Origin of the sequence: Novosphingobium fuchskuhlense, assembly GCF_001519075.1 — a bacterium.
Classification (GTDB): Bacteria; Pseudomonadota; Alphaproteobacteria; order Sphingomonadales; family Sphingomonadaceae; genus Novosphingobium; species Novosphingobium fuchskuhlense.
Window position 1 is genome coordinate 133,471 of sequence record NZ_KQ954245.1, and the last position, 12,526, is coordinate 145,996.

Consider the following 12,526-nt stretch of genomic DNA (forward strand, 5'->3'; position numbering starts at 1 on the left):
GCCGTGGGGGTGCGCTTCCTCCTCGATGGCGCGGTGGTGGAACTGGCGGCGCCCGATCCGACGGCCACGCTGCTGGAGACCTTGCGCGGGCCGCTGCGGCGCACTGGCACCAAGGAAGGCTGCGCGGAAGGGGACTGCGGCGCCTGCACGGTGCTGGTGGGCGAGGCGGCTGGCGAGGGGGTGCAATGGCGCGCGGTGAATGCCTGCATCCTGTTTCTGCCGATGATCCACGGCAAGGCGGTGATGACGGTGGAGAGCCTCTCTGCCGGGGGGGCGCTGAACCCGCTGCAGGCGTGCATGGCGGCCAATGGCAGCTCGCAGTGCGGGTTCTGCACGCCGGGCTTCGTGATGTCGCTGCATGGGCGGGCCATCGGCGCGCTGGGGAGCGAACTGCCGGTTGCGGACGCGATTGCGGGCAACTTGTGTCGCTGCACGGGGTATGGGCCGATCCTGGAAGCTGGCGAGGCGGTTCCACGATTGGCGCAGGATGATCGTGCGGTGCTGGCTGGGCTGGCTGGCCTTGCCGGCGATGACATGGCGTGCGGCAATTTCGACGGGCGGCAGTGGTTTGTGCCGCGTTCTTCCGACGCGCTGGTGGATGTGCTGGCTGCCCATCCGGAAGCGCGGATCGTGGCCGGGGCGACCGACGTGGGCCTGTGGGTGACCAAGGGGCTGCGCGATCTGGATGCCCTCGTGTTCATCGGCGATGTGGCGGACCTCAAGGGGCTTGAGGAGACCGCCGGGGGTCTGCGGATCGGCGCGGGGGTGCGCTATGCCGAGGCGCATGGGGCGCTGGCGCGGCTGCATCCGGACCTTGGCGAACTGGTGCGGCGGATCGGGGGGCTGCAGGTGCGCTCTTCGGCGACCGTCTGCGGGAACATCGCCAACGGCTCGCCGATCGGTGACGGGCCGCCAGCGCTGATTGCGCTGGGGGCGGAATTGACGCTCCGGTCGGCAGCGGGGCGGCGGACCTTGCCGCTGGAGGACTATTTCCTCGATTATGGGAAGCAGGACCGGCGGCCGGGGGAGTTTGTCGAGAGCGTGTTCGTGCCGCGTCCGGCAGCGGGCAACGTGATCCATGTGTCCAAGCTTTCGCGGCGGTTTGACAGCGATATCTCGGCAGTGCTCGGGGCCTTCGCGCTGACGGTGAAGGCGGGGACGATCACCGCCGCGCGGGTTGCCTTTGGCGGCATGGCGGCGACACCCCGGCGGGCAGCGGGCTGCGAGGCCGTGCTCGCTGGCCAGCCGTTCAGCGAGGCGACCATCGCTGCGGCGGCTGAGGCTCTGACGGCGGATTTCAACCCGCTGACCGACGTGCGCGGGACGGCGGCCTACCGGATCGAGGCGGCTTCCGCCTTGCTCTGGCGGCTGTGGTACCGCGAGCAGGGGGCGGCGGTCTGCGTGCTCGATGTGGAGGCCTGCTGATGGCCGAGGGGAACCCGCTCTGGCCGCAAGCCGCGATGCCGGCGCTGCCGCACGACAGCGCGCATCTGCATGTTGCGGGGCTGGCGCGATACGTTGATGACGAACCCGAACTGCCGGGCACGCTGCATCTCGCGTTCGGGCTTTCGAGCGAGGCGCGGGCGCGGATCACGGGCATCGATCTGGAGCGGGTGCTGGCGTTCCCGGGCGTCGTGGCAGTCTATACGGCGGCGGATATTCCGGGCGAGAACAATGTCGGCCCGATTGCGCATGACGACCGGGTGCTGGCCGATGGCGAGGTGGTGAGCCACGGCCAGCCCGTGTTCCTTGTGGCGGCGGAAACGCGGCTCGCCGCACGCAAGGCGGCGCGGTTGGGCAAGGTGACATACGAGGCGCTGGAACCGGCGATCACCAGCGCGCAGGCGCGCGCGGCGGGGTCGCGGATCGAGGCGGACCAGCGCATGGCGCGCGGGGATGCCGATGGAGCGCTCGCGGCGGCAGAGCACCGGCTGGCCGGTTCGCTGCGGATCGGGGCGCAGGATCACTTCTATCTGGAGGGGCAGGTCGCCCATGCGCGGCCCGGCGAGGACGGGCAGATTCACGTCGTCTCATCGAGCCAGCATCCGAGCGAAGTGCAGCATCTGGTGGCGCATCTGCTGGGGAAGCCCAGTGCCGACGTCACGGTTGAAGTGCGGCGGATGGGCGGGGCCTTCGGCGGCAAGGAAAGCCAGGCCGCGCTGTTTGCCGCCGCCGCTGCGCTGGTAGTGCACCACACCGGGCGGCCGGCCAAGTTCCGCTGCGACCGCGACGACGACATGATCGTGACCGGCAAGCGCCATGATTTCGAGGTCGACTATGACGTTGGTCACGATGCCGAGGGGCGGCTTTGCGCCGTCAAGCTGCGGTTTGCCGGGCGCTGCGGGGCGACCATGGACCTTTCCCCCGGCATCAACGACCGCACGATGTTCCATGCCGACAACTGCTACTTCCTGCCCGATGTCGAGATTGTCTCGGAGCGGCTGAAGACCAATACGGTTTCGGCGACGGCGTTCCGGGGCTTTGGCGGTCCGCAGGGGATGCTGGCGATCGAGCGGGTGTGCGATCATGTCGCAGCGCAGCTGGGGCTTGATCCGCTCGATGTGCGCATCCGCAATCTCTATGGACCGGGGCGCGATGTGACGCCTTATGACATGACCATCGAGGACAATATCGCCCCTGAGCTGATTGCGCGGCTGCGGGAAACCGCGCGCTACGATGCACGCCGGGAGGCGATTGCGGCGTTCAATGCGGGCTCGCCGGTGCTCAAAAAGGGCATCGCGCTGACGCTGGTCAAGTTCGGCATCAGCTTTACCACCACGCACCTCAATCAGGCCGGCGCGCTGGTCCATGTCTATTCCGATGGTTCCATCCAGGCGAACCATGGCGGGACCGAGATGGGGCAGGGGCTCCACATCAAGATCGCGCAGATCGTGGCGGACGTGTTCGGTGTCGGCGTCGATGCGGTGCGGATCACCGCGACGCGGACCGACAAGGTGCCCAATACTTCAGCGACGGCGGCCTCATCCGGCGCGGACCTCAACGGCATGGCGGCATGGCGTGCGGCCATGACGATCCGGGCGCGGATGGCCGATTTTCTGGCGCATGTGTTCGGCTGCGGCGCGGATGACGTCAGGTTCACGCCTGAGGGTGTTGTGGCGGGCGCGGCGCGGATGAGCTTTGCCGAAGCGGCGCGCAAGGCTTGGCTGGGGCGGATTTCGCTGTCGTCCACCGGGTTCTACGCGACGCCGGAAATCGAATACGACCGGGCCTCGCACCGGGGGCGGCCGTTCTATTATTTCGCCTATGGCGCGGCGGTGTCCGAGGTGGTGGTCGACACGCTGACCGGTGAGCACAGGGTGCTGGCAGTGGACATTCTGCACGACGTCGGGCGCTCGCTGAACCCGGCGATCGACCGGGGGCAGATCGAGGGCGGTTTCCTGCAAGGGCAAGGCTGGCTGACCACCGAAGTGGTGGAATGGGACGCGAAGGGCCGGCTGCTCAACCATTCGCCCGCGACCTACAAGGTGCCGACCGCGTCCGACCGCCCGAAGCGGATGCGGATCGACTTGTGGGACGGGGAGAACGTGAAACCCACGATCCACCGTTCCAAGGCGGTGGGCGAGCCGCCGCTGATGCTGGCCAATTCGGTGTTCTCGGCGATCTCGGCAGCGATTGCGGCGACCGCGCCCGACGTGCGGGATATGCCCAGACTCGACGCGCCGGCGACGCCCGAGGCGGTGCTGCGCGCGATTGCCGGGATGCGCGCGTGATGGACTGGCCGGGCGATCTGGCGCGGCTGGCGGCGGCGGGGCCGGTGGCGATGGTGAGCGTGCTGGCGACCGAAGGCTCCGCGCCGCGCGGGGCGGGGACGCGGATGCTGATGACGGCAGACGGGCTTTTCGGCACGATTGGCGGCGGGGCGCTGGAGTTTCGCGCGGCGGAGCAGGCGCGCTGCGTGCTGGACCACGCGCCTGGAACATGGCGGGTGCAGGACTATCCGCTTGGGCCCCTGCTCGGCCAATGCTGCGGTGGGCGGATGCGGCTGCTGGTGGAGCATGTGGACAGGCAGGCGCTGGGCTGGCTGGCCGAGGCGCGCGAGGGCCGGGTGCTGGTGAGCGTGCTGCGGCCGGACGGGATCGAGCGGCAGGTGACGGATGAGCCAGCGCAGCCGGTATCCGCCCGGGGTGACAAGCCGGGCGAGGGCGCGCGGCTGGCCGAGGTGATCGGCGGCTTCCGGCGGCCGCTCTGGCTGTTTGGCGCAGGGCATGTCGGACAGGCGATTGCGCGCCATGCGGGCGGGCTGCCGCTGCGACTGGCATGGTTCGATACCCGGCCGGCGTTTGTGGGCCTTTCAGGTGTGACCTTGGTGGCGGATGCGGATATCGAAGCGTGCGTGGCCGAAGCGCCGGAGGAGGCGGCGCTGGTGATCCTGACGCACGATCATGGGCTCGATTACCGGCTTGCACTGGCAGCGTTGCAGCGGCCTGCGCTGGCGTTTACCGGGCTGATCGGTTCGCAGACCAAGCGCGCGCGGTTTCTGGCGCGGCTGGAGCGGGCTGGGGTTTCCGCCGAGGCGCGGGGGCGGCTGACGTGTCCGATCGGCCTGCCCGGCGTGACGGGGAAGGAGCCGGATGTGATCGCGGTGGCGCTGCTCGCGCAGCTGCTGCAATTGCCGCAGGCGGCTGCGGTGCGGGCTGAGGCGGCATGAAGGGCTTTCGCGGGGAGATCCTGAGCCTGTCGCACGATCCGGCAGGAGCGCCGGATGCGGTGCGGCATGAGGCCGATGGGCTGCTGGTGGTGGAAGCCGGGCGCGTGGTGGCGCGCGGGGCCTTTGCAGAGGTGGCACCGCGCTTTCCGGGGTTGGCGGTGGAGCGGCTGAAGGGGCTGATCGTCCCCGGCTTCATCGATGCGCATGTGCATTACCCGCAGCTGGGCCGCATCGCGAGCCATGGAGCGCAGCTGCTCGACTGGCTGGAGCGGCATATCTTTCCGGCGGAGAAGGCCTTTGCTGATCCGGTCCATGCGGCGGGCGTGGCGGAGGCGTTCCTCGATGAACTGCTGCGGCACGGGACGACGAGCGCGCTGGTGTTCGGCACTGTCCATGCCGCTTCCGTCGAGGCGTTCTTTGCGGCGGCGGAGGCGCGGGAGCTGCGGATGATCTGCGGCAAGGTGCTGATGGATCTGGGGCCGGAGGGCCTGCGCGATACGGTGGAGGAAGCGCGGTCCGAAAGCGAGGCGCTGATCGCCAAGTGGCATGGGCGCGCCCGGCTGGGGTATGCGGTGACGCCGCGTTATGCGCTGACCTCGACCGATGCGCAGCTGGCGGTGGCGGGAGACTTGCTTGCCGCACATCCGGGGGTGCTGCTGCACACGCATCTGGCTGAGAACACCCGCGAGATTGCCGAAGTGGCGGCGCGGTTTCCCGAGGCGGCGGACTATCTCGATGCCTATGACCGGTTCGCCCTGGTCACTGACCGGTCGGTGTTTGCGCATGGGGTGCATCTGCCAGACCGGTCATGCGAGCGGCTGGCAGAGAGCGGTGCCGGGATTGCCGTGTGCCCGAGTTCGAACTTCTTCCTCGGTTCGGGCATGTTCGATTTTGCGCAAGCCGAGCGGCACGGGGTGCGGCTGGGGCTGGGCTCCGATATCGGGGCAGGGACATCGCTTTCGCTGCTGCATAACGCGGGGCTAGCTTATCAAGCGGGGCTGCCGGGGGGCCATGTGCTCGATCCCTTCCGCGCGCTGTGGCTGGCGACGGGCGGTTCGGCGCGGCTGCTCCATATCGACGGCGAGGTGGGCTTGCTGGCCGAGGGGCAGGAGGCCGATTTCGTGGTGCTGGATGACGCCGCCACGCCGCTGATGGCGCGGCGGACGGCGGGGGCTTCGCTGGCGGAGCGGCTGTTCGCCTTGCAGATACTGGGCGATGATCGCGCGGTGCGGCGGACCTATGTGCTGGGGCGCTGCGTTTGGGATAGGGATGCCGGCCATGGACACGCTTGAACGTTTCATTCGGCGGCTGCCCAAGGCGGAGCTGCACCTCCACATCGAGGGGAGCCTCGAGCCGGAGCTGATGTTTGCGCTGGCGGAGCGCAACGGGATCGCCATTCCCTATGCGAGCGTGGAGGATGTGCGCGCGGCCTATGCCTTTTCCAACCTGCAGGACTTCCTCGATATCTACTATGCAGGCGCGGGCGTGCTGCAGACAGAGGCGGACTTTCGCGATCTGGCCATGGCCTATTTCGAGCGCGCGGCGGCGGACGGGGTGGTCCATGCCGAGATCATGTTCGATCCGCAGACGCATACGGACCGGGGGATCGCGTTCGGCGCGGTGATCGAGGGTCTGCTCGCGGCCATGGCCGAGGCGGAGGCGCGGCTGGGGATCACCTCGGCGCTGATCATGAGCTTCCTGCGGCACCTTTCTGAAGACGCGGCGTTCGAGACGCTGGAACAGGCCGAGCCCTGGCTGGACCGGATTGCGGCGGTGGGGCTGGATTCGAGCGAACTGGGGCATCCGCCGGGCAAGTTTGCGCGGGTCTTTGCAGCGGCGCGGGCCAAGGGGCTGAAGCTGACGGCGCATGCGGGGGAAGAGGGCCCTCCGGCCTATGTCCACGAAGCGCTCGATGTCCTTGGCGTCGACCGGATCGACCATGGCAACCGGGCGCTGGAGGACGGCGCGCTGGTGGCGCGGCTGGCGCGTGAGGGGATGACGCTGACGGTCTGCCCGCTTTCAAACCTCAAGCTGTGCGTGGTGGATGACCTCGCCGCGCATCCGCTCGACCGGATGCTGGCGGCGGGGCTGAGGGCTACGGTCAATTCGGACGATCCGGCCTATTTCGGCGGCTATGTTGCGGACAACTACCGCGCGGTGGCCGAGGCGCGGGGGCTTGTCCGGGGCGATCTGGTCCAGCTTGCGAAGAACAGCTTTACGGGATCGTTCCTGCCGCCGGACGCAGTGGCGCGGCACCTTGCGGCGATTGATGCTGTTGCACTTGACTAAAACACCTCTTGCGTCGGAGCGGGGGAGCAGGCCAAGAAAGGCGCTTAGCTTCAGTCTTCGGGAATTCTCCATGCTTCGCCAGACGCTTGCCCTGCTTCTGCTTTCGACCTGCATGCCGGCTGTCGCGCAGTCCGCGCCCGCGCCGACCACGGAACAGCCCTCGCGGGACTTCGGCGGCGCGGACCTGTTCGGCCTCGAAATGGCGGACAGCCCCCAGATCAGCCCGGACGGCACGCGCGTTGCCTATGTGCGCAAATCGGGCGACGTGATGGCGGACAGGATGCGCTCGGCGATCTGGCTGGTTGACGTGAAGACCGGCGAGCAGGTGCCGCTGGCCGGCTCCGGCTCGCAGTTTGCGCCGGTGTGGTCGCCCGATGGCAAGCGGCTGGCCTATGTCGGGGCGGAGGAAAGCGGTTCGCCGCAGCTATACGTGCGCTGGATGGATAGCGGCGCGACGGCGCGGATCACCCAGCTGCCGGATTCGCCTTCGAGCCTCGCGTGGTCGCCCGATGGCAAGCGACTTGCCTATGTCATGCATGTGCCGGGCGAGCCGACCAGGTTCGGCGCGGCACCGGACAAGCCCGAGGGCGCGAAGTGGGCCGAGCCGCTCGAGGTGATCGACCGCGTGACCTACCGTGCCGACGGCGGCGGCTATATCAAGCCGGGGTTCGATCAGGTGTTTGTCGTGGCCGCCGATGGCGGTGCACCGCGCCAACTGACCTTCGGCAAGTTCGATGTTTCGGGACCGCTTTCGTTTTCCTCCGACGGCAAGACGCTGGTGCTGTCCTCCAACCGCCGCGCGGACTGGGAGCGCGAGCCGAACGATAGCGAGGTCTTCGCGCTCGATGTGGCAAGCGGGGTGCTGACACAGCTGACCAGACGCTATGGGCCGGACCAGAACGCGGTGCTTTCGCCCGATGGCAGCAAGATCGCCTATCTTGGCTTTGATGACACGCATCTGAGCTACCAGCCGGGCGCGCTCTATGTGATGGACCGTGATGGTTCGAACGCGCGCGCGCTGACGGCCTCGCTCGATCGCAACATCGAGGATTTGCAGTGGGCGGCGGACGGGCGCTCGGTCTATGTCTCCTATGATGACAAGGCGGTGCGCAAGGTCGCGCGGGTCGATCTGGCGGGCAAGCTGACGGTGCTGGCCGAAGGGCTGGCCGGGGGCGGGCTTGATCGGCCTTACACCGGCGGCAGTTTCAGCGTTTCCAAGGGCGGCGTGATCGCGTGGACGGGAGACGCCAGCGGCGGCCTGCGTCCGGCCAATCTCTTCGTCGGCAAGCGGCAGGTGACGCAGCTTAACGAGACGCTCCTCTCGGCCAAGACGCTCGGCAAGGTCGAGCCGCTGGATGTGACGGCGAGCGACGGGCGCAAGATCGGGGCGTGGCTGGTGCTGCCACCGGGGTATCAGGCGGGCAAGCGCGTGCCGCTGGTGCTCGAGATCCACGGCGGGCCGCACAGCGCCTATGGGCAGGTCTTCTCGACCGACGACCAGCTCTATGCGGCGCACGGCTATGCGGTTCTGTTCACCAATCCGCGCGGCTCCACATCCTATGGCAGCGAGTTCGCCAACACGATCGACAAGAACTATCCGAGCGATGATTACGGCGATCTGATGAGCGCGGTTGATGCCGCAGTGGCCAAGGGCGTGGCCGATCCCGACAACCTCTTTGTCACCGGCGGTTCGGGCGGTGGGGTGCTGACAAGCTGGATTGTCGGCAAGACCGACCGCTTCAAGGCGGCAGCGGCGCAGAAGCCCGTGATCAACTGGATCAGCGAGGCGCTGACGATGGACGGCACCGGCTTCACCTCGCGCTACTGGTTCAGGAAGCAGCCATGGGAAGACCCGATGAGCTACTGGAACCGCTCGCCGCTCTCGCTGGTGGGCAATGTGAAGACGCCGACCATGGTTGTGGTGGGGAGCGAGGATTACCGCACGCCGGTGAGCGAATCCGAGCAGTATTACGCCGCGCTGCAGATCAGGGGCGTGCCGACCGCGCTGGTCAAGGTGCCCGGTGCCAGCCACGGCGGGTTCACCGCGCGGCCCTCGCAATCGGCGGCCAAGGCCTCGGCGATCCTTGCGTGGTTCGACAAGTACCGGACCGACGCGGGCAAGAAGTAAGGTGCGAAGGGTCCTCCTTGCCTTGCTGCTGGTGTTAGCGGCTCCCGCGTGGGCGGCCGAGCCGAAGCGGCAGGTGATCATCGATGACGAGGGTTTCGCGATCCCGCATCTGATGCTGCTGGAGGACCCCCGCGTCGAAGTGCTGGGGATCACCACGGTTTCGGGCAATGTCTGGGCGAACCGGGCGACCGCGATGGTGCTGCGCGGGCTGGAGTTGCTGGGCCGGACCGAAGTGCCGGTGGCGCAGGGCGCGACCTTTCCGTTGCTCAACAGCGAGGCACGCACCGAGCGGTGGGAGGCGCTTTACGGCAAGCTCGTGTGGAAGGGCGCGTTCATGAAGCGCTGGGCCGAGCCGACCGCGCAATCGACCCCGCCCTATCACGGCCCGTTCGACCCGGTGGACCTGCCCTGGGGCAACCCGAAGCTGAAGGCGCTGAACGAGCCGGCGGCACAGTTCCTGATCCGCACGGTGCGCGCGCATCCGCATCAGGTGACGATCCTGGCGACCGGGCCGCTCACCAATCTGGCGCTGGCGCAGCGGCTCGATCCGGAGTTTGCCACGCTGGTCAAGGAACTGGTGATCATGGGCGGCAGCCTTGCGCCGAAGCAGGTGCTGGAGGGCAAGTCTGCTGCGGACTTCGCGCGCGAGTTCGTGAATACGCCGCGGCGCGAGTTCAACATCCGCTTTGATCCGGAGGCGGCGAGCATGACCGCGCACGCGCCGTGGCCGAAGGTGACGATCGTGCCGGCCGATCCCTCGACCGCGACGCAGCTTTCGCCCGCGTTGCTGGAGCGGCTAGCCAAGGCCTCGCGCCCGCCGGTCGCCGCGTTCCTGCGGCGGATGGAGCCGGGCTTTCCGATGTGGGACGAGATTGCCGTGGCGGTCTGGCTCGATCCGTCCATCGTCACGAAGGCGGAGCGGCTGTGGTATGATTTCGATGTCCAGTTCGGGCCCGGCTATGGCGACATGCTGACCTGGCACGATGCCTACCGGCCGGGGCTGGATGAAGGGCAGGCGGACGTGGTGCTCTCGGTCGATGTGGCGCGGATGGAAGCGCTGATGGCGAAGGCGCTGGGCGAGCGCTGATCCGGCTTGGCGGGCAGGGCTGCTCGGCTCTATGGGCGGGCGAGATCAGCCGGAGAAGGCCGTGCCATGAATGCCAATCTCGTTGCCGTGTTCCTTGCCCGCCATGCGGGGCATGAGGCGAAGCCTGCGTGGCTGTGGCAGGAGGAGACGGTCTGCACCTTTGGCGAACTGCCCGCCGCCATCGGGCGCTACCGGGCCGCCCTGGCCGAGCTGGGCGTGAAGCGCGGCGACCGGGTGATGATCAAGGCGGAGAACTCGCCTGGCTTTGCGCTCACCTATCTTGCCGTGCTCGCCTCGGGCGCCATCGCCGTGCCGGTGAACCCCGCTTATACCGCGAGCGAGCTTGCCCTGCTGATAGAGGACGCGGAGCCGGTGCTGCTCGTCCACGGCAGCGCGACGGCGGTGCCGGACGGCGACGTGCCGGCGCGGATGACGCTGGAGCCGGATGGCTCGGGCTCGCTGCCGGCGCTGGCGGCGGGGCTCGAGCCCGATCTGCGGGTGAAGGTCATGGCCGAGACCGATTTTGCGGCGATCCTGTTCACCTCGGGCACGACCGGGCGGCCCAAGGGCGCGATGCTGATGCACCGCAACCTCTCCTCGAATGTCGCGGCGCTGTTCGAGGCGTGGCGGTTTTCGGATGCTGACCGCATTCTCCACAGCCTGCCGCTTTTCCATGCGCATGGCCTTTTCGTGGCGCTCCATCTGGGGCTCTACAGCGCGGCTACGGTGCATCTCATGGGCAAGTTCGATGCGGCCAGGGTGATTGCGCTGCTCCCCACGGTCAGCGTGTTCATGGGGGTGCCGACCTTCTACACGCGCCTGCTCGAGCGCGCGGATTTCGGGCTGGAGGCGGTGCGGTCCATCCGGCTGATGATCTGCGGTTCGGCGCCGCTTCTGCCGTCGGTCTTTGCCGAGATCGAGGCACGCACCGGGCACCGCATTCTGGAACGCTACGGGATGACCGAGGCGGCGATGATCACCTCCAATCCCTATGCTCCGGAAGGTCGCATTCCGGGCACGGTGGGCTACCCGCTGCCGGGGGTCGAGCTGCGCGTGGTCGGCGGCGATCCACGCGTGGAACTGCCGGCGGGCGAGGTCGGCGAGATCGAGATCAAGGGTCCGAACCTCTGCGCCGGGTACTGGCGGCGACCCGAAGCGACGGCGGAAGCGATCGGGCCAGACGGGTTTTTCGTGACCGGAGACACCGGCTTCAAGGATGAAACCGGCCGCGTGACCATCGCGGGGCGTTCCAAGGATCTCATCATCTCGGGCGGGTTCAACATCTATCCCGCCGAGCTCGAAATGGTGCTCGCCGAAGTGGACGGTGTGACCGATGTGGCGATCATCGGCGTGCCGCATCCGGATTTCGGCGAGGGCGTGGTGGCGGTGGTGATGGCAGGGCGGCCCGATCTGCAACCTGCCGCGATCGAGGCGGTGGCGCGTGAAAAGCTGGCGCGCTTCAAGCAGCCCAAGGCGATCCGCATCGTGCCGGACTTTCCGCGCAATGCCATGGGCAAAGTGCTGAAGGCCGAGCTGCGCAAGCAGTTTGCAGGCTTGTTTTCCGGGGAGGAATAAAGTTGGCCGGGACGAGAGGTTCCGAACCACCAGCCTTGCGGTTTGCGGCGGCGCGCAACAACGATTGAGGAGGTTCCGGGAGGCTGAGTGCGGCGCGTGGGGGAGCAAAAGCGCCGCTTGAAATGATTGGTCGGGACGAGAGGATTCGAACCTCCGACCCCCACACCCCCAGTGTGATGCGCTACCAGGCTGCGCTACGTCCCGACCGGAAGGCGGGCGTATAGGCAGGCTCCGGTTGGATGGCAAGGCTTGTTGCAAACACAATGTGTTCGGTCCCGCGCAAAGTTGCCTAAGCCATGCCAAACTGCTAGCGCGCCAGCCGATACTGGCCCTCCGCGCCGGAAGCCCCATGCGAAAGTTGCCTTGTCCGCCATGAACGGTTCTGCTCTTCTTACTCTGCTTGCCGCCGCTGTCCCTGCAGCGACAGACAATGGCCCACCGATCTACATTGCCGCCATCCCCTACGTCGGGATGGCGGCCGTTCTCTATTTCCTGATCCTGCGGCCGCAGATGCGCCGCCAGAAGGAGCAGCAGGCGAAGATCGCGGGGCTGAAGAAGGGCGATCAGGTGGTGACTGGAGGCGGTCTCATCGGCAAGGTGATCAAGGTCGATGACACGACCGTCGATCTCGAACTGGGCCCCAATGTGCGCGTGCGTGCGGTTCGGGCGACGCTTGGTGACGTGCTGCCGCCTGGCGGTTCGGCCCCGGCGAACGACTGATCCCGACACGACGATTGATGCAGCGGCCCCCATCCTGCCATTACCGGATGCGCGAGGC

At 67.8% G+C, this 12,526-nt stretch carries 9 protein-coding genes and 1 tRNA gene; 9 read left to right on the forward strand and 1 reads right to left on the reverse strand.

Annotated elements, in window-relative coordinates; translation table 11 throughout:
- The first annotated feature begins 3 nt into the window (after positions 1-3).
- The 8 genes from xdhA (at position 4) to AQZ52_RS10420 (ending at position 11,748) form a co-directional block, all read left to right on the forward strand.
- Positions 4-1,425, forward strand: a complete 1,422-nt coding sequence (gene xdhA, locus AQZ52_RS10385; RefSeq protein WP_067910125.1) for a xanthine dehydrogenase small subunit — start codon at positions 4-6, stop codon at positions 1,423-1,425.
- Positions 1,425-3,731, forward strand: a complete 2,307-nt coding sequence (gene xdhB, locus AQZ52_RS10390; protein ID WP_067910128.1) for a xanthine dehydrogenase molybdopterin binding subunit — start codon at positions 1,425-1,427, stop codon at positions 3,729-3,731. The genes xdhA and xdhB overlap by 1 nt, the downstream gene beginning before the upstream one ends.
- Positions 3,731-4,669 carry a xanthine dehydrogenase accessory protein XdhC gene (xdhC, locus tag AQZ52_RS10395; protein ID WP_067910131.1) on the forward strand — a complete coding sequence of 313 codons (939 nt, stop codon included), beginning with the start codon at positions 3,731-3,733 and terminating at the stop codon, positions 4,667-4,669. The genes xdhB and xdhC overlap by 1 nt, the downstream gene beginning before the upstream one ends.
- Positions 4,666-5,961, forward strand: a complete 1,296-nt coding sequence (guaD, locus tag AQZ52_RS10400; protein WP_067910134.1) for a guanine deaminase — start codon at positions 4,666-4,668, stop codon at positions 5,959-5,961. Before xdhC ends, guaD begins: the two co-directional genes overlap by 4 nt.
- Complete coding sequence (locus AQZ52_RS10405) at positions 5,948-6,958, forward strand: adenosine deaminase (RefSeq protein ID WP_067911996.1); 1,011 nt, start codon at positions 5,948-5,950, stop codon at positions 6,956-6,958. Before guaD ends, AQZ52_RS10405 begins: the two co-directional genes overlap by 14 nt.
- Positions 6,959-7,028: 70 nt before the next feature.
- Complete coding sequence (locus AQZ52_RS10410) at positions 7,029-9,086, forward strand: S9 family peptidase (protein ID WP_067910136.1); 2,058 nt, start codon at positions 7,029-7,031, stop codon at positions 9,084-9,086.
- 1 nt (position 9,087) lies between these two features.
- Entirely contained in the window at positions 9,088-10,173 is a 1,086-nt protein-coding gene (locus tag AQZ52_RS10415; RefSeq protein WP_205626465.1) for a nucleoside hydrolase, read from the forward strand.
- Between the two features lie 66 nt (positions 10,174-10,239).
- Positions 10,240-11,748 (forward strand): AMP-binding protein, encoded by a 1,509-nt coding sequence (locus AQZ52_RS10420; RefSeq protein ID WP_067910139.1) that lies wholly within the window; start codon positions 10,240-10,242, stop codon positions 11,746-11,748.
- A gap of 127 nt (positions 11,749-11,875) precedes the next feature.
- Here the strand turns inward: AQZ52_RS10420 and AQZ52_RS10425 are convergent.
- Positions 11,876-11,952, reverse strand: a tRNA-Pro gene (locus AQZ52_RS10425).
- Positions 11,953-12,120: 168 nt separating this feature from the next.
- Here AQZ52_RS10425 and yajC point away from each other — a divergent pair.
- Complete coding sequence (yajC, locus tag AQZ52_RS10430) at positions 12,121-12,468, forward strand: preprotein translocase subunit YajC (RefSeq protein WP_067910142.1); 348 nt, start codon at positions 12,121-12,123, stop codon at positions 12,466-12,468.
- Positions 12,469-12,526: the final 58 nt, after the last annotated feature.